The sequence below is a fragment of the Hydrogenispora ethanolica genome, from assembly GCF_004340685.1.
Classification (GTDB): Bacteria; Bacillota; UBA4882; order UBA8346; family UBA8346; genus Hydrogenispora; species Hydrogenispora ethanolica.
On sequence record NZ_SLUN01000031.1, the window covers coordinates 38,867 to 56,160 of the forward strand.

At 56.7% G+C, this 17,294-nt stretch carries 15 protein-coding genes and 1 tRNA gene; 13 read left to right on the top strand and 3 right to left on the bottom strand.

The genetic code is table 11. The features are described from left to right. Positions 1-26 precede the first annotated feature (26 nt). From EDC14_RS20105 to EDC14_RS20115, 4 genes are all read left to right on the top strand, one after another. Positions 27-722 carry a DUF1538 domain-containing protein gene (locus tag EDC14_RS20105; RefSeq protein WP_341540179.1) on the top strand — a complete coding sequence of 232 codons (696 nt, stop codon included), beginning with the start codon at positions 27-29 and terminating at the stop codon, positions 720-722. After that, positions 715-1,101, top strand: a complete 387-nt coding sequence (locus tag EDC14_RS27410; protein ID WP_243663044.1) for a P-II family nitrogen regulator — start codon at positions 715-717, stop codon at positions 1,099-1,101. The genes EDC14_RS20105 and EDC14_RS27410 overlap by 8 nt, the downstream gene beginning before the upstream one ends. Continuing rightward, positions 1,101-1,463, top strand: a complete 363-nt coding sequence (locus EDC14_RS27415; RefSeq protein ID WP_243663045.1) for a P-II family nitrogen regulator — start codon at positions 1,101-1,103, stop codon at positions 1,461-1,463. Before EDC14_RS27410 ends, EDC14_RS27415 begins: the two co-directional genes overlap by 1 nt. A 258-nt stretch (positions 1,464-1,721) precedes the next feature. Then, positions 1,722-1,797, top strand: a tRNA-Arg gene (locus EDC14_RS20115). 202 nt (positions 1,798-1,999) lie between these two features. On the opposite strand, the gene EDC14_RS20120 is transcribed toward EDC14_RS20115, so the two are convergent. Continuing rightward, complete coding sequence (locus EDC14_RS20120; RefSeq protein WP_132016111.1) at positions 2,000-2,329, bottom strand: LysM peptidoglycan-binding domain-containing protein; 330 nt, start codon at positions 2,327-2,329, stop codon at positions 2,000-2,002. A 432-nt stretch (positions 2,330-2,761) separates the two neighbouring features. On the opposite strand from EDC14_RS20120, the gene EDC14_RS20125 reads away from it, so the two are divergent. Next, positions 2,762-2,956, top strand: coding sequence for a hypothetical protein (locus tag EDC14_RS20125; RefSeq protein ID WP_132016112.1), 195 nt, complete (start codon positions 2,762-2,764; stop codon positions 2,954-2,956). Positions 2,957-3,007: 51 nt separating this feature from the next. Here EDC14_RS20125 and EDC14_RS20130 read toward each other — a convergent pair whose 3' ends face one another. Beyond that, positions 3,008-3,895, bottom strand: coding sequence for an HD-GYP domain-containing protein (locus EDC14_RS20130; protein WP_132016113.1), 888 nt, complete (start codon positions 3,893-3,895; stop codon positions 3,008-3,010). A gap of 360 nt (positions 3,896-4,255) precedes the next feature. On the opposite strand from EDC14_RS20130, the gene EDC14_RS20135 reads away from it, so the two are divergent. Continuing rightward, the gene (locus tag EDC14_RS20135; RefSeq protein WP_165908173.1) at positions 4,256-7,555 is read left to right on the top strand and encodes a hybrid sensor histidine kinase/response regulator; all 3,300 of its coding nucleotides are present in this window, start codon (positions 4,256-4,258) and stop codon (positions 7,553-7,555) included. A gap of 98 nt (positions 7,556-7,653) precedes the next feature. Here EDC14_RS20135 and EDC14_RS20140 read toward each other — a convergent pair whose 3' ends face one another. Then, positions 7,654-8,766, bottom strand: a complete 1,113-nt coding sequence (locus tag EDC14_RS20140) for a response regulator (RefSeq protein ID WP_132016115.1) — start codon at positions 8,764-8,766, stop codon at positions 7,654-7,656. 430 nt (positions 8,767-9,196) lie between these two features. On the opposite strand from EDC14_RS20140, the gene EDC14_RS20145 reads away from it, so the two are divergent. The 7 genes from EDC14_RS20145 (at position 9,197) to EDC14_RS20175 (ending at position 17,240) form a co-directional block, all read left to right on the top strand. Beyond that, positions 9,197-10,255 (top strand): LacI family DNA-binding transcriptional regulator, encoded by a 1,059-nt coding sequence (locus tag EDC14_RS20145; protein ID WP_132016116.1) that lies wholly within the window; start codon positions 9,197-9,199, stop codon positions 10,253-10,255. Between the two features lie 57 nt (positions 10,256-10,312). Beyond that, positions 10,313-11,467: a diphosphate--fructose-6-phosphate 1-phosphotransferase gene (locus tag EDC14_RS20150; protein WP_132016117.1), complete on the top strand. Its 1,155-nt coding sequence runs from the start codon at positions 10,313-10,315 to the stop codon at positions 11,465-11,467. Between the two features lie 36 nt (positions 11,468-11,503). Beyond that, on the top strand, positions 11,504-12,670 hold the full coding sequence (locus tag EDC14_RS20155) for a class II fructose-bisphosphate aldolase (RefSeq protein ID WP_132016118.1): 1,167 nt from the start codon (positions 11,504-11,506) through the stop codon (positions 12,668-12,670). A gap of 30 nt (positions 12,671-12,700) precedes the next feature. Continuing rightward, a complete protein-coding gene (locus EDC14_RS20160; protein ID WP_132016119.1) occupies positions 12,701-13,801 on the top strand; it encodes a class I mannose-6-phosphate isomerase in 1,101 nt (366 codons plus the stop codon). A 54-nt stretch (positions 13,802-13,855) separates the two neighbouring features. Then, on the top strand, positions 13,856-14,806 hold the full coding sequence (locus EDC14_RS20165; protein WP_243663046.1) for a triose-phosphate isomerase: 951 nt from the start codon (positions 13,856-13,858) through the stop codon (positions 14,804-14,806). A gap of 84 nt (positions 14,807-14,890) precedes the next feature. Next, positions 14,891-16,321 carry a lactate racemase domain-containing protein gene (locus EDC14_RS20170; RefSeq protein ID WP_132016120.1) on the top strand — a complete coding sequence of 477 codons (1,431 nt, stop codon included), beginning with the start codon at positions 14,891-14,893 and terminating at the stop codon, positions 16,319-16,321. 7 nt (positions 16,322-16,328) lie between these two features. Beyond that, entirely contained in the window at positions 16,329-17,240 is a 912-nt protein-coding gene (locus EDC14_RS20175) for a sulfite exporter TauE/SafE family protein (protein ID WP_132016121.1), read from the top strand. The last annotated feature ends 54 nt before the right edge of the window (positions 17,241-17,294 follow it).

Consider the following 17,294-nt stretch of genomic DNA (forward strand, 5'->3'; position numbering starts at 1 on the left):
CAATGCTCTTTAAAGGATTTCCCGGGGTGCTAAGGGAAGTCTTCTGGGCGCTCTTCCCGGTAGTGGCGGTTTTTGCGGTGTCCCAAGTCATCATGTTGAAGCTTCCGAAACGGCAGTTAAAGAAGATCGTTCGCGGAATGCTGCTGGTTTTCCTGGGCGTGGCGCTCTTTCTCCAAGGTGTCCACGTCGGCTTCCTCCCCGCGGGGGATCTATTGGGGAAGACCCTGGGGTCTATCAAGCATAATTGGATATTAGTCCCGCTGGGATTTTTGCTGGGTTTCGCCGCGGTGCTGGCGGAACCGGCGGTGTTGGTCCTGAGCAATCAGGTGGAAGAGATCTCGGGCGGGCATATCAATAAGAAAATATTACTGTACGCCCTGGCCATCGGAGTGGCGCTGTCGGTGGCGTTATCCATGGCCCGGGTGTTGCTGGGGATATCGCTCTGGTATTTTCTCATACCCGGCTATATTCTTGTGATCGGGCTCGCGTTTCTTTCCGATCCGGCCTTCGTGGGCATCGCCTTTGACTCGGGGGGAGCGGCCACCGGGCCGATGACCGTGACGTTTATTTTGGCCCTGACGGTGGGCGCGGCCAAGGTCTTGGAGAACCGGAATCCCCTGCTCGATGGTTTCGGCATGATTGCACTGGTCGCCTTGACGCCGATTTTGGCGATTTTATCCTTAGGGTTTTTATATAGCAGAAAGGAGCGGAACAATGGCTGAAGGCGGGGTTGATGCGAAGGCCGACGCGAAGTTGATCGTCACCATCCTCAAAAAGGGGGTGGCCAGCAGAGTGGTGGCCGCCACCAAAAAAGCCGGAGCATCGGGCGGCACCATCGTTTTGGCGCGTGGCACGGCGAACAAGGATATCTATCTGAAGTTTTTGGGCATGGAATACGAACCGGAGAAAGAGATCGTTCTGACGGTCGCGGACCGAAATATGGTCGATACCATGCTCCAGACGATTGTTCAGGAGGCGCAATTGGATAAGCCGGGCAACGGCATTGCGATGGTACTCGATTTAAAACGCTTGATCGGAGTCGTTCACTTAATGGCCAATTTTCCAGTTTCCCAAAGTCAAAGTCCGGGAGGTGAGCGGTAATGGCTGAGAATTGTCCGCAATTTGAATTGATTGTGACCATCGTCAATCGGGGCTATGCCGAGGATGTGATCGATGCGGCCAAAAAAGCGGGGGCTTCGGGCGGCACCATCATCCACAGCCGCGGGACAGGCATTCATGAAAACGCTAAATTATTCGGGATACCGATCGAGCCGGAAAAGGAGATTATCTTGACATTGGTAGAGCGGATCCAAACGGATGCAGTGTTGGACGCCATCTCCAACGCAGTGAATTTGGATACGCCGAGCAGGGGCATTGCCTTTGTATTGAATGTCGAGAAGACGGCGGGCATTTGCCACCTTCGTCCAAAACAAGACTCCTTCGGCAACGCCAAATCGTCTTGAGTAAGGCTATGAAGGATCGGGTGACAAACCGATCCTTTTTTCCGGGCCATGGCCGTCGGCCGAATGTCCAGGATTTGCTACGAAGTTCGGGGAAGAAAGAAATTGACAACCCGCCAATTATCAAGTAAGATAAAGCAGGTAGAAAGTCCTGGAGAGCGATCCGGGCGCTTGGTTACGTCATTGGTTTTTTTTGGACACTTTACTTTTGACCATCCGTATGATATAATTAACTTCCGTTAAATGAATAGCAAGTCTCACGCGCCCGTAGCTCAGTGGATAGAGTATTTGACTACGAATCAAAGGGCCGCAAGTTCGAATCTTGCCGGGCGCACCATTTGACATTCAAAGCTTTGCGAGAGGATCGCGAAGCTTTTCTGTTATGAGGCGAACGTTTTGAAACTGCAACCGATACATTCAATGAAGCATTTCGTTAAGAATTCGCGCGGGAGTGGACCTTGGAAAGAACTTCGCCTAAACTAAAGGAGCTAACCCCGGGGAAAAAGGGTCAGCTCCTTTCATTATTTTTAAAATATAGCTTAGCTGGTTGGCAGACAGACGACCTGCCCGCTGGAGATGGTTGAATCCGGGCTGAGACCTGGATTATAGCTGAGAATCGTGTCCTCGGAGACACCGAGCTGGTTGGCTAAGGTAGAAACGTCCATATCTTCTTGGACCGTGTAAGCCGTTCCGCCATAGGGGCAATAGCCTGGTTGCTGGGGTCGCTGGTATCCGGGAGCATATCCGGGGGCATAGCCCGGGGGATAGTAATACGGAACGGGCTGATAAGGCTGGTAAGGGTAAGGGTACCGCGGGTACTCCCGCCCCCGTGGCCGCTCCGGTCCTCTGGGTCCTCTGCGTCGGTTCATGAGTGTTGGTTCACCTCACTTTTTGATACATTCTATGAGCACTTAGGCTAATTTGACGTAAGACAATGACACAAGTTTTATTGGCATGGATTGGGCCACTTGGGCCGGGGCCGCGGGTTAGCCGGTTTGAGGCTATGCTTTGCGGTTTCGCGGCGGACCGGAAAGTCTATTCAAATGATTGTAACCGAATCGCAACGCTTTGATCATCATTTATTGTAAAGTTAGATCCGCATCGGCGGAAGATTCCTTCTTTTTGGCCCATGTCCCGGCCGTCGCTGCGACCGGGACATGGGTTTGGCAAAAAAATGAGGCGGAAAACGGCCGGAACGCAAAAAGGGGTGAAATCATGGTACAATAAGGTTTAAGAGTCCGGGTTGGCCGCGTGGATAGCGGGCGCGCCGAACCTGACGATAGCGATTGGAGGGGTTTGCAATGGGTTGGAAAGCGGGACAGGGTCTCATCCTGCAGTTGGAGGATCGTTCGGGACAGGGGGACCGCGATGTCGAGGAGATGTTGAATGCGGTCCGGGAGGTGGTCAGCAATTATGGTTTTTCGGTCAAGAGTTGGAACAATGACGAGCTGTACAATGAACTGATGTACCAGCATCTCTGCAAGGAGCAAAAATAACGGGACCGGGGCCGGCGGCTGCCGCCGCTCCCCGATTCCTGATACAACGGGTCATGGCTGCGCGCCCTGAATCACCTTAGCGAAGCGCGCCACGATCTGTGGATCAAAGTCGCTCTCACTCCTGCTGTAAATGTAGTCAAAAGCCTCGGTTGCGCTTTTGGCGGGACGGTAAACTTTTTCGGTGGTGAGCGCGTCGTACACGTCGGCTACCGCAACAATGCGGGCGAATTCGTGGATGGCATCGCCGGCCAGTCCCCGAGGGTATCCTGTGCCGTCATACCGCTCATGATGCTGATAGGCCACATGCGTGGCGACGGCTGAAAAATGAGCGCTTTTTCGCAACATCGCATAGCCATGCTCGGGATGGACCCGGATCAGCTGCCGCTCCTGGGGCGTGAGTTCGCTGGTTTTGTTCAGCAGATTGAGCGGAATCTGGGTCATTCCGATGTCGTGAAACAAAGCACCGAGCGCCAGGTCGGCCAGTTTGGCCTGGGAATAGCCCAGCAGCGCTCCGATCTTTACCGCAATGGCGCAGACATGCACCGAATGCCCGTAAATATAGTCGCCGTGAAAGCGGATGTCGGTCATCCCCATCTGCTGGCTGCGATTGGCCAGAACCTCATCGACCAAAGCGAAGAGCCGCTGCTTGTTGGGCGTGATCGTCGCCGCGCGGCCGGAACGGATCTCCGAATCTAACTGGGAGAGACTGCTGACCAGGTCGACGCGGAGCGCTTCGGAGATCAGATCGGCGACCTTGGCCTGATTGGCGGCGGTGGGCTCTTCGATGAAAGCGGCCGGCAGCCCCAGGCTTTTCAGTTTCTGGATTAAACTCTGTGACAGCTCGGCTTTCTGGCGGACCAGGACCTTTCCGTCGATCGAATAGATAGTCTTGGCCAGTTTCATTCCGTCCTGTAACTCTTCGGTTCGCACTTTTTTCATAGATTCCTCGGTTGAACTCCTTTCTTCGAATGGCGGGCAGGCACCATCACACAAGACTAAAAAAATATCGGTAACTCATTTCCATCTCTTAAACCTGAAACTGGAAGCGCAGACCCGTCAATCCCCCGCCATTGCGCTAATCTTCCGGATTGTCGGTGAAATTGTTAAATTTATGTAACCAAGGAATTGGAACTGAAGGAAGGACTTTCCAACAAATTCCAATTTAGAAAATCGTTTATTTTGCCGATGCTCAGGAAAAGAGCGATGGATGGGAGAACGCCAATGAACAGCGCTTTTAGGAAAATGGATCCGTTTCACGAACCGCCGAGCCGGTGCCATTTCCTAGCCGGGCTGTGTTTGGTGCTGATTTTTAGTGCTGCCTATTTCGGGTATACATGGCAGCAGGTTCACAAACGGGCTTGGGCCAATGCTTTGAAGATCGCCGGAATGACGCAGGCCTCCGTTCAACGCGATGATCTCGTCCTGCTTGAAGGCAGTCCGGCCGATATTCGAAAGCCCGAATATGTGCAGTTGAAAGATAGCCTGACCCAGTTGATCCGGGTGGCTCCCGAGGTCCGGCTGGCTTATCTTTTTACAGTGAGGAAAGGCCGGGTCATCGCGCTGGTGGATTCCCGGGCGGACGGCGACCCTCTTCGTTTTGGCCCGGGGCGGGAGATGGCCGCCGATGACCGGGTCTTGCGGCAGGCGGCGCGCCGGGGGAAGCGATTGGGCAGCCCGCTTTACAAGGAAAAGCGCGGCTCCTTGATTAGAATCCTGCTTCCGGTGGAGGACCCGGTACGCCGCAGGACTTTGGCCTATTTGGGAGTCGAATACAACGTCCGGCGCTGGAACGCGGTGATCTGGAACCGTGTCTTCTACGCGCTGGCCATGGTCGGAGTGATCCTGGCGCTGTTTCTGGCTTTCCACCGGATATTGCGGGAAAAGGCCAAGCTGGCCGAGGAGAGCCGGAAGCTCAATCTGGCGGTCGAGGCCGGAAACATCGGTATTTGGAAGTTTGATCTGACCGCCCGCCGCCTGGAATGGAACGAGCGGATGTATAGTCTGTACGGGGTGGAACCCGGTTCCGGATTATCCGAGAAGATCCTCTGGGAGAGTTGCGTTTTACCCGAGGATTCGCATCGGCTCTGCGGCCAACTTCGAGCGATGCTCCGCGAGCGCCGGATGTTGGACACGGAATTCCGCATTCGCCGCGGCGACGGCGGAATCCGGCATATTCGCGCCTTCGCGAAGGCGGTTTATGATGAAAAAGGGCAACCGCGTTATGTAATCGGGACCAATTGGGACATCACCCGGGCCAAAGAGCAGGAACGGGAGATCCGCGAAAACGAGACCAAATTCGCTAGCGCCTTTCATTTAAATTCGGTCCCGATGACCATTATCCGGCTCACCGACGGCTGCTGCATCGATGCCAATGAATCCTTTCTCAACGCTTTCGGCCTAGCCAAGCCGGATCTGGTCGGCAAAAACTTTTGTGAATTGGCATTGCTGGAAGTCCTGGAGGAACACGATGAGCTGATCCGGTTGTTTATGGAGAAGCGTCCGGTATCCAACCGCGAAGTCCGGATCCGCACTCGGGACGGAGCCATTCATACCCTGGTTTTTGCGGCGGATGTGATTCAGGTCTCCGGTAGCCCCTGCTGGATCACGAGCGCACTCGATATCACCGAGCAGAAGCAGGTGGAGCAAAAACTGCGCTGGCGGGAGAGCTTGCTGCAATTGATGACCGAAAAGTCGCCCCTGGGATTCGCGGTAGTCGATGACCGCTGCGACCGGATTATTTATCATACGCGCCGCTTCGCGGAGATCTGGGGGCTGGCGGACCGCGGGGAAGCGTTATCCCGCGGCGGCCTCGGCCATCAGGCGTTCGTGACGGAGTGCGCTTCGCTGGTGAGGGATGCCGCCGCTTTTCTGGAATCCTACCGGACGCTATCGGACCCCGGGAACCGCAGTGTGGTCGAGGACGAGCTGGAGCTGAAGGATGGCCGGACATTGCGGCGGTTTTCGTCGGAGATCCGCGATGACCGGGACCGCTATTACGGGCGGTTCTATATGTTTGGCGACATCAGCGAGCCGAAGAAATTCGCGCAAGAGCTGATCCGGGCGAAGGAACTGGCGGAAGTGGCCACTGTCGCCAAAAGCCGGTTTTTGGCCAATATGTCGCACGAGATCCGGACGCCGCTCAACGGAGTGGTCGGCTTCCTGGAATTGCTGGACGGTACGGGACTCGATGGGCAGCAGCGCGAGCTGGTAAGCGATGCCCGGTCCGCTGCCGCCGATCTGCTTTATTTGATCAACGACATCCTCGATTTTTCAAAGATCGAGGCCGGCCGGTTAAATCTGGAAATGATCGAGTTTAATCTCCGGGGGATGCTGGCGGACGTTCCCGCTCTATTTGTCGGCAAAGCCCGTGAAAAGGGAATCCGCTTCGAAACCTCCTTCGGGACGGATCTGCCGGAAACGGTCCTGGGTGATCCCGCCCGTCTCCGTCAGGTATTGAACAATCTTTTGAGCAACGCCATAAAATTCACCCACCATGGTTCGGTAACCTTCGCCGCCAAACGGGTGGAGACTATCGGGGATACGGTTCGGATACGATTCGCGGTCCGGGATACCGGGATCGGGATGACCCCGGAAGAGCAAAACCGGCTATTCACGCCATTCACCCAAACGGACGCTTCGACCACCCGCAAATACGGCGGGACGGGGTTGGGGTTGGCGATCTCCAAAGAATTGGTGGGGATGATGCAGGGAGAGATCGGGGTCCACAGCGCTCCGGGGGAGGGTTCCGAATTTTTTTTCACCATTCAGTTGGGCGTTGTGAAAAAGAGTACTCAAACCGGGATGGTCGGTTCTGGTGACCCGTCCGATGCAACGGAAAGCCTCACCTCTCACCATCCGGTGAGCGGCTCTGTTGAGTGGCTTCGCCAGCCGCGCATCTTGCTGGTGGAAGATAGCCCGGTGAACCGCAAGCTGGTTTCGCTGATGTTGAAGAAGCAAGGCCTGGCTTGTGAGTTCGCCGTGGATGGCAACGAAGCTTGCCAGGCGGTGCAGGTCAACGAGTATGATATCGTCTTCATGGACTGCCAGATGCCTAGAATGGATGGTTACGAAAGCACGGCCAGGATCCGGGCCATGGAAGCGGGCCGGAAGCATACGCCGATTATCGCGATGACGGCCAATGCCATGAAGGGGGCTCGGGAAGAATGCCTGAAAGCGGGGATGGATGATTATATCAGCAAACCGGTGGATTCTGAACAGGTGTTCCGGATGATCGAGCGCTATGCCGCTACGCTCCGACCGAAAGAGCGGGATCTGTTGGCGGATAGCCGGGTCCAATTCATGGCGAAAACGGGTTTCAGCCGGAGCCAGGCTGAGGAACTGTTTGACGAGTATCTTGACTTTTTACCGGCCATGCTGGAAAAACTGGCGGAAGCGTTCCAAAACGGCGATTTTCCGGAGCTTGCACGATTCGCCCATCAATTGTACGGTTCCGCCGCCAATTTGCGCCTCGGAGAGCTGGCCGAAATCTCCGGCGAACTGGAAGAGGCCGCCCGGTGCCCCGACCAAGCGGGATGCCGCAGCGGGTTGGAACGGCTCAGAAACTGCTGTGACGCGCTGCAGAAGGCGCGAGGCTCTTGAAACCGCGGCAATCATTTTCGGAGCTTATGCACATTTTTAGGATATAGGGCACGAACTGTCTACCCGATGTGGTGGCAGTTGCGATTACCTGCAACGGCCTAGGGAACCGACGGATCATTGGAATGACCCGAGGGCCGCCTGCGGTACTCCGACGGCGTGTATCCGGAATATTGCTTGAAAAGCCGGCAGAAATAATCGCGATCGCGATACCCCAGCAGTTCGCTGATTTCATAATTTTTATACTTTCCGGAGCGGAGCAACCGTTTGGCCCGCTCCATTTTGATCTTCGTGACATAGTCGTTAAAGCTCATGCCGGTTTTCGACTTGAACATCTTGCTCAGGTAGTCGGCGTTGAAATTGAATTGGCGGGCGGCCGTCTCCAGGGTAATCCGGTCTTCGGAATTTGCCGCGATATACTCGCACAGCTGCCGGATGACGGCATCGGGCTGATCCAGATGGAAACGGGAATGAAGTTCGGTCAGTTCGAGAAAAACGCGCCGCAAAAGGGCGGCGATCTCGTCCAGACCGGTCAGCGACTGAAAAGAAGCCCTGGATTGCAATCCAAAGCCAAAGGTATCGAGCCAGCGATGGCGTTCGATGATGGCTGCGACGAACTTTTCCAACAGCAGATCGAGGACCAGACCCACCTTGAGGTGATCGCCGTCAAAGAAATGAAACAGCTTGGCGGCGATGGTTTCGGCATCCGCCAACGCCGCGCCGGGGTCGGTGGACCAAAGCGTACAGAGGCGCTCGACATCGCTTCGGGAACAGAACGTTTCCAATTGACTGCATAAGGAGGCTTCGACGCCGGCTTGACGCTTCTTTTGGCTCCTTTCGTCCAGAAAATTTCGGAGCCGAGTCATGATCGCGCTCAGATTGGTTTTGTCAATGGGCTTGAGAAGGTAATCGAAAGCGCCATGGATGATACCTTGCCGGGCGTACTCAAAATCGCTGTGAGTACTGATCAGAACGACCTCGATGGGTTTGCCGGACTTTTTGACCGCTTCCAGGAGTTCAATCCCGTTCATGCGGGGCATCCGGATATCGGTCAGAATCACTTCCGCCGGAAAGCTTTCCATGATCTCCAATGCGGCCTCGCCATCCTCCGCTTCGGCAAACGCTTCAAAACAGTTCCATTCAAACTGTTTCAACAGCTTGATGATCAGGCGCCGTTGAAACCAATCGTCATCGACAATCAGCACGCTATGCATTATCACTCACCCAAAGTTATTTTCGTTTCAGCGGAGCATTCAGAAAGCTCAATGCGGCATATGTGTTTATTATAATTATCGGATGATTCCCAAAAAAATTGCGCGGTTTTTTCAGCTGAGATGCCGGAGGTAGCGGGATCCGGCCGGCTGTTTAAAATATTTTGTTCCAAACGTTTGGAGGAAGCAGGAGTTTAAGCCAACGCTGTCGAATCCATCGATTCATAAAAAGATGCAAATGAACTGTGTTATTAGGGATTTAGAAGCGTTGTGAAAAACCCTGTCCGAAGGCCAGGGTGAACACAAAAGCTCAGAAAAGCAAGTGATAAAGTCTTTTTTTAGTCCATTGAAAGGATGATTTCCGAATTTGAGGACTTTATCCCATGGCTTTTAGAATTCCTGAAGCAATATCTACTGAAACGGGAGTTTTGACATGCGCTCGACCTTGAAAGAGATCGCCGCCAAGGCGAATGTATCGATATCGACGGTTTCGCGGATCATCAACGACGATCAATCCAAACCGGCCAGCCCCGAAACAAAGGAAAGAGTCTGGAAGATCGTCCGCGAACTCGGCTACGTCCCGAACCTCAACGCCCGGACCCTGAAGAACCAGTCCCCGGAGGAACAACCGCTCAGGACCAAGGCCATTGGCTGTATTTTCACTTCGACCAGGGATACTTTCACCGATCCGTTCTTTTCGATCATCGCCCGCGGAATTCAGTTGGAGGCGGCCCAGCGCGGCTATGTGCTGGGTTATTCCTTTTCCTCCTGCGACATGACCCAATCCGCGCTTTACAACAATATCACCTCCAACCGGGTGGACGGCGCGGTGGTGCTCGGCCGATTCGACCGGGAGTTTTTGGAGTTTCTCAAAAACAACTTCCCCAATTTGGTGTACGCCGGATTAAACTGCGTCAATAGCGGTTTCGACGAGGTGATTTGCGACGCTTACCGCGCTTCGATTCAAGCTGTGAAATATTTGATCGGCCTGGGCCACGCCAAGATCGGCTATCTTGGGCCGGTACCCGAGGCGGAGAGCGGCAATGGAGTCATCAATGAACACCGTTATGAAGGATTCTGCCGCGCGATGGCGGAAAATGACTTACCAGTCCATTCCGAATGGATCCAGGGGGTGGAGCTGACGTCCGACGCCAGTTATCAGCGGATGAAGCAACTATTGCACCAGGAGCAGCTGCCGACGGCGTTCTTTTGCGCCAACGACACCGTGGCCATCGGCGCCATGCGAGCGGCCCGCGAAGCGGGATTGCGGATACCGGAGGATCTGTCGCTGGTCGGAATCGACGATATCGAAATGGCGGCTTATGTGACTCCGGCCCTGACCACCATCCGGGTCCCCAAAGAAGAACTGGGTAAATTCGCGGCGAAGATTTTAATCGACCGGATCGAGGGCGGCCACACCTTGCCAGTGCGGCTGGACATCCCTTTTGAACTGGTAGTTCGCGAAAGTTGTGCCGCCCCGAACGGCCAGTAAAAAATTTTTCGCGCTTATCCAAAGGTTTGGAACAAATTTGGCGAAGGGAGCATGAAGATGAAAGATCAGATTTTAGTCGTTCACGGCGGAGGGCCTACAGCGGTCATAAATGCCTCGCTGTACGGTGTGATTCAGGAAGCGGCCCGCCATCCCGAAGTGGCGGTCTACGGCGCGGTCGGCGGCGTGGACGGAATTTTCCGCGAAGCATGGATTGATTTACTGCAACAACCCGAGGAACAGCTCCAGCGGCTGCCTTGGACGCCGGCCTCGGCTCTCGGCACTTCCCGGACCAAACTCCTGGCTGAGGATTACCAGCAGATCGTCTCCATCCTGAAACGGAACAACATCCGCTATCTCTTGTTTAACGGCGGCAACGGATCGATGGACACCTGCGGCAAGATCCAGGAGCTGGCGTCGGCCCACGGTATTCAAGTGCTGGGCATCCCAAAGACTATCGACAACGACATTGCCGTGACCGATCATTGTCCCGGATACGGCAGCGCCGCGCGGTATTTGGCGACGTCAGTGGCTGAAGCGGCCCAGGATGTGCAGGCATTGCCGATTCATGTCAGCATCATTGAGGCGATGGGGCGGAATGCCGGTTGGATCGCGGCCGCCAGCGCCCTGGCGCGCCGTCGCGCCGGAATGGCGCCTCATCTGATCTATCTGCCGGAACGGCCCTTTCATCCGGAGGAGTTTCTGGAAGATGTGGACCGGTTGCACAAAGAGCTAGGCGGAGTGGTGGTGGTCGCCAGCGAAGGTCTGGTGAATGCGGACGGCCGTCCCATCGTCGAGCCGCTGTTGACCAAAGGCCGGGATGTCTATTTCGGGGATGTCGGGACTCACCTGGCGGTGCTGGTCATGAAGGAACTGGGCATTAAAGCCCGCAGTGAGAAACCGGGGATCCTCGGCCGGGCCTCGATCGCGCTGCAATCGGCGGTGGATCGGGAAGAAGCGATCCGGGTCGGCGAGTTCGCAGTCCAGTCGCTGCTGGAAGGCAAGACCGGCTATATGGTGGGCTATCGCCGAGTGTCCGATGAGCCCTATTCCTGTGAAACAGTCTTAATTCCCCTGGCCGAAGTAATGCTGAATGAAAGGAAAATGCCCGATCGTTACATCAATGCGCGCGGCAACGACGTGACCGACGAATTTTTATCCTATTGCCGCCCCTTGATTGGCGAGGCGTTGCCGCGCTTTTCCGAGCTGCGGTAAGAAGAAAAACGTCAACATGAGGAAGGATGAGTCACAGTGCCCTTAGTCCCTTTACGGCCTTTACTAGAGGCCTCTTTACAACATGGTTTCGCCCACGGGGCGTTTAATGTCAATGCGGTCGCCCAGGCCCAAGCGGTGATCGAGGTTCATGAACAGTTTCGTTCCGCCGCCATTCTGCAGGGAGCGGATCTGGCCAACGCCTTCATGGGCGGGCGGGCCGATTTCCTGAACGGAACGCTGGAAGATAAACGCCGCGGCGCCCAACGGATCGCCGCCGCGGTGCGGAAGTTCGGCGCGGACTCGCCCGTTCCGGTCGTGCTCCATCTGGACCACGGCAAAGACTTTGAGTCGGTGAAGGTGGCCATCGATAACGGCTATACCTCTGTGATGATCGATGGTTCGCATCTGCCGTTCGCCGAAAATGTGGAACTCACCCGGGCAGTCGTCCAATACGCGCACCCGCTCGGGGTCACCGTCGAGGGCGAGCTGGGGGTGCTGGCCGGAGTGGAGGATGATGTCTTCGCCGAACATTCCACCTATACCAATCCGATGACCGTTTGCGAATTCTTTAAAAAGACCGGAGTGGACTGCCTGGCCATCTCCTACGGGACCAAGCATGGCGCGGTCAAGGGCGAGCACGTCAAGCTGCGCAAGGAGATCGCCATCGCCGCCATGGAGAATCTGCGCCATGAAGGCATCTTCGGCGTCCTGGTCTCCCATGGCTCCTCCACGGTGCCGCAGTATATCGTGGCAGAGCTTAACCAGCTCGGCGGGAAGGTGAGCGGCGCCCACGGCATTCCCATCGCAGAGCTGCGGGCGGTCATTCCGTACGGCGTGGGCAAGATCAATGTCGATACCGACATCCGGCTGGCGGTTACCCGGAATATCCGGGAATATTTTGCCAATCACCCCGCCCAACGCGCCAGCCAATCCATCGGGCCGGTCTGGGAGCTGATGGAGCAGAAGCCGGAGCAGTTCGACCCCAGAGTCTACTTACCGCCGGTGATGGAACCGTTGATTACCGGCGCTGCGATTACCGACCCCGATCTCCTGGATCTGGTCGGTTGCATCAAACGGGGCGTCCATGAAGTGGTGGGAACGCTGATTGTGCAGTTCGGCTCGGTCGGATTCGCCTCCCGGGTGGAGCAGGTTTCCCTGGAAGCCATGGCCAAGCGGTACCGCAATGCAGCGCGCCCCCGGTGACAGGAGGTACGGCGAAAGAGGTGATTGTTGATGCGGCAGCATGATTGGGCCCATCAGCCTTTGCGATTACAAATGAACCGGGTCAGACGCCCGTTCCGGGGCGGCCTCCTGCTCGACCGCTGGCAAGGCCGGCCCGATCCGCGCGATGATTTTCAGGCCGAGGAATGGGTGGCTTCGACCCTGGCGGCGCGGAATCCCCAACCCATCCCGGAGGAAGGCGTCAGCCGGGTGCTCCCGGCGGAGGGGCCGGCACTGCCGCTGCCCGAGTTGATTGGGGAAGCTCCCGAGCTGTTTTTGGGAGCGGCCCATGTCCGGAAACACGGGCCGCAACCGGCCGTTCTGGTCAAAGTGCTCGATTCGTGCAGCCGGTTGATGCTCCAGGTCCATCCGGACCGCGATTTCGCCCGGGCTGAATTGAATTCGGCGTTCGGCAAGACGGAAGCCTGGCATATTCTGGGCGGCCGGGCGATCGACGGGGTGGAACCTTATGTGTTGCTGGGCTTCAAACCGGGAATCACCCGCGCCGTCTGGCAAGACCTGTTCGAACGCCAGGATGTCGAGGGCATGGTGGACGCCCTGCACCGTTTCCCGGTGAAGGCCGGTCAGACCTTCCTGGTCGAGGGCGGCGTTCCGCACGCGGCCGGTCCGGGCTGCTGCTTCATGGAGATTCAGGAACCGACCGATTTTACCATGCGGGTCGAGCGGATCGGACCTTCCGGCGCCCGGCTCTCCGACGAACAGCTGCATCAGGGGATCGGTTTCCAAAAGATGCTGGATTGCTTCCGCTATGAAGGCTTGAGCGAAGCGGAGACTCTCCGGCGTTGGCGCCTGGTTCCGGAAATCGCGCGGTGCGCCCCGGGCGGCCGGATCCGGCAATTGCTTACGTACCAGGATACCCCCTTCTTCGCCATGAACCGGCTCGAGATCTGGGGGCGGTTGGAACTGCCGGCGGAAGAGCGTTTCTCCGTGGCGGTGGTGTGGCAAGGGAGCGGAGTCTTGCATTGGCATGGCGGAACGCTTCCGGTCGGACCCGCGGCTGAGCTGTTCCTCCCGGCCGCCGTGGGGCCGGTCGTTTGGGAAGCGGATCCGGGGCAGACCTTGGATGTGATTCATTGTCTGCCGCCGTTATGATCCGCGGTTCGCAGAGGGATTAGTAAGTATGGATAAAGAAAGGGGTATGGGAACGTGGCAACACGCAAAATCTTCGTAAACTTGAAACGGTTTGACATCCCCCGGGCGCTGGGCGGAGTCTGCCCGGAGCACGATCCGGGGCAATGGATGGAATGGGTGATCGCCCAATGCGTCGAGTATGGCCTGGGGCGGCGGGACGACCTGGAGCTCACCCTGTTTCTGCCCGAGGGGCTGCTGTTGAAGGCGGCCCACGCGCTGTCGTCATTCCCGGCCGAGGCAACCCGGTCGCTGCGCCTCGGCTGCCAGGGGGTCTTCCGCGAGGATGTGGCGCCGGGAGGTAACTTCGGCGCATTTACCACCAACCGGCCGGCCAGCGCCGCCCGGAACATGGGCTGCTCCTGGGCGATGACCGGCCATTCCGAAGAACGAAAGGATAAACTGGGCGTGATCGCCGCCTACGATCCGAGCATCCTGGCGGAGGAAAGCCGGCAGAATCGGGCCAACCGGGCGGTGGACGGGCTGATTCACGCCGAAACCGTCTGCGCCTTGCGGGCCGGATTGAATGTCCTGTTATGCGTCGGCGAAACTGCCGCCGAAAAAGGGGAAGGTTCTTTTGCGGAGCAGCAGCCGCGGATCGCCGCAGTGCTACGGTCCCAGCTCGAGGCGGGCCTCCAGGGCGTGCGGGAGTTCCTGCCGGAGCGGCAGATCGCCATCGCCTATGAGCCGGTTTGGGCGATCGGGCCGGGCAAGACGCCGCCGGGAGCCGAATATATCGCCTTTGTGGCCGGCACCATCAAGAACATCATCCAGGAACTTTGGGGGCAGACGCTCCCGGTGGTATACGGCGGAGGCCTCAAACTGGAGAACGCGGCGGCCATCGCCGGGATCGACGCCATCGACGGCGGTCTGGTCGCCTTGACCCGTTTTAGCGGCACGATCGGTTTTGAGCCGGCGGGATTGAATGAAATTATCGCCGCCATCGACCGTTCGGCAGCGGGCCGGTGAATGGGCAAGCTAACGATGAAGCGTTATGGATTTTAAAGGACCAGTCATTCCCGCAAAGACGGGATATTAAGGAGGGGCAGTCAAATGAAGAAGCTAGCGTTCGAATATGGACAAGGATTGATGGAGGCGAATCTGCCCGATTCAACGGATGTATTCATCCCCGGGGAGACCGTGCCCGATCCGCCGGTTTTGGAAGACATCGCCGGGGAGACGCGGCGGTCGATCTTGAATCCCATCGGCATGCCGCCGATCGCCGATTCGGTGAAGCCCGGCTCCAAAGTGACCATCGTCTTTCCCGATCGGGTCAAGGGAGGTTTTCAGGAGAACTCCCACCGCAAGGTGGCCATCCCGATCATCATCGAGGAATGCTTAAAAGCGGGCGTGGCCAAGCAGGATATCAAGCTGATCTGCAGCAACGGCCTGCACCGTAAGAATACCCGCGAAGAGATTAAGAGCTTGCTCGGGGAGAAGACCTTCAACGAGTTCTGGTGGACCCATCAGATCGTCAATCACGACAGCGAAGACTGGGATAACCTCATCGATCTCGGTTGCGATGGCATGGGCAACCGGGTGATCATGAACAAAGAGGTTTATGAGTCCGATTTCGCGGTGTTGATCGGCCATGCGCTGGGCAATCCGTACGGCGGCTATTCGGGCGGGTACAAGCATTGCACCACCGGAATCACCCATTGGAAATCCATTGCCGCGCATCACGTGCCGCATGTGATGCACCGGGGCGATTTTACGCCGGTCTCCAACCATAGCCTGATGCGGGAGAAATTTGACTCCATCGGCCAATACATGGAGCAATGCATGGGCAAGAAGTTTTTCACCTGCGACGCGGTGCTCGATACCTATCAACGCCAGATCGCGGTATTCACGGGCTATGCCAAGGAGATTCAGCCGCTCGCCTGGGAAGTGGCGGACCGCCGGACCTATGTCCCTTGGGCCGAGAAAAAATATGACGTCATGGTCTTCGGCATGCCCCAGGCGTTTCACTACGGGAACGGCATGGGCACCAACCCCATCCTGATGCTCCAGGCCATCTCCGCCAATATCATCCGTCACAAACGGATCATGAAGGATAATTGCGTGGTGATTTGCTCCTCGATCTGCAACGGCTACTTCCATGATCAGGAGTTCCCGGCGTACCGGCCGCTCTATGAGCTTTTCCAGCAAGACTACCACAACACGCTGCCGGATCTCGAAAAATACGGCGAAGCCTTCTCCCATAACCAGGAATACATCGACAAATACCGTTTTAACTACGGCTATCATCCGTACCACGCCTTTTCGATGATCTCCTGCGGCCACATCGCCGAGATGAATTGCGCCGCGATCTATATCGTCGGGGCTTACGAACCCGGCTATGCCCGGGGAATGGGCATGAAGACCCGGGCCACCTTCGAGGAGGCGCTCAAAGATGCCGCGAAGTATGTGGGGAATCAGCCGAACATTCTGGCGTTGCCCAAAACCTTTAAAGTAGCCGCGGTCCATCTCGGCATGAAGGAGTAAGCTTCCGATGTGGCATATTCATCTTTCATTGGCCCAGATGGATGTCTGGTGGCCGGGACTACTGTTGCTGGGCGGGTTTATCGGAATTTTGACAGGCATGTTCGGGGTCGGCGGAGGATTCCTGCTCACCCCCTGCCTGAAGATTTTATTCGGCATCCCCTATCCGGTGGCGGTGGGCAGCGGGTTGGCCCAGATCTTTTTGGCGGGAACCTACTCCACCTGGAAACACGGGAAAAACGGCAACATCGATCTGCGCATGGGATTGCTCATGACCGGCGGCGCCGTGGCGGGGACGGACATCGGGGTCTCGCTTTTGAAGCAGCTGGGCACCGGAGGAACGGTTATTCTCAATTCCCGGACCTTCACCGTAGCGGATCTGGTCATGAGCGGGCTGTTTTTGGTGCTGATGACAGTCACGGGACTGTATATCCAGCATGAGGCGTCCCATTCCAGCGGCGATGAAGTGGCGTCGGCCATCGCGCAAAATCTGCAGGGCTATCGGATGCCGCCGCAAATGGCTTTTCCCAAGTCGAACATCCCCTCGTTAAGTTTATGGATACCCTTGATCGCCAGTTTCCTGGTGGGGATCCTCACCGGTTTGCTCGGGGTGGGCGGCGGGTTCATCAATTTTCCCTTATTGGTTTACGTGATCGGGGTTCCGACCTATGTGGCGGTGGGAACCAGCGCTTTTCAGATCCTTTTTGCCTCGGGATACGGAGCGTTGCGGCATGCCTGGCAAGGCCATGTGGAGCTCCTTCTAGTCCTGCTGCTGCTGGTCGGCTCCCTGGCGGGAGTGCGGTTCGGAGTCTATCTCTCCCACCTTTTCGGCGGTCGCAAGCTGCGCAAATATTTTGCCTGGGTGATAGGGCTGGGAATCGCCGTCATCATCTGGGATCTGGTCGGCGAGATTTGGTTTTAAAAATCGATAGACTATCCGCTCCATCCGTAAAGGGGTGGAAAAAAGAAAATGGGA

Coding starts and splice junctions, on each gene's coding strand:
- EDC14_RS27410 (WP_243663044.1), top strand. CDS start 715: ATGGCTGAAGGCGGGGTTGATGCGAAGGCCGACGCGAAGTTGATCGTC.
- EDC14_RS27415 (WP_243663045.1), top strand. CDS start 1,101: ATGGCTGAGAATTGTCCGCAATTTGAATTGATTGTGACCATCGTCAAT.
- EDC14_RS20120 (WP_132016111.1), bottom strand. CDS start 2,329: ATGAACCGACGCAGAGGACCCAGAGGACCGGAGCGGCCACGGGGGCGG.
- EDC14_RS20125 (WP_132016112.1), top strand. CDS start 2,762: ATGGGTTGGAAAGCGGGACAGGGTCTCATCCTGCAGTTGGAGGATCGT.
- EDC14_RS20130 (WP_132016113.1), bottom strand. CDS start 3,895: ATGAAAAAAGTGCGAACCGAAGAGTTACAGGACGGAATGAAACTGGCC.
- EDC14_RS20140 (WP_132016115.1), bottom strand. CDS start 8,766: ATGCATAGCGTGCTGATTGTCGATGACGATTGGTTTCAACGGCGCCTG.
- EDC14_RS20145 (WP_132016116.1), top strand. CDS start 9,197: ATGCGCTCGACCTTGAAAGAGATCGCCGCCAAGGCGAATGTATCGATA.
- EDC14_RS20150 (WP_132016117.1), top strand. CDS start 10,313: ATGAAAGATCAGATTTTAGTCGTTCACGGCGGAGGGCCTACAGCGGTC.
- EDC14_RS20160 (WP_132016119.1), top strand. CDS start 12,701: ATGCGGCAGCATGATTGGGCCCATCAGCCTTTGCGATTACAAATGAAC.
- EDC14_RS20170 (WP_132016120.1), top strand. CDS start 14,891: ATGAAGAAGCTAGCGTTCGAATATGGACAAGGATTGATGGAGGCGAAT.
- EDC14_RS20175 (WP_132016121.1), top strand. CDS start 16,329: ATGTGGCATATTCATCTTTCATTGGCCCAGATGGATGTCTGGTGGCCG.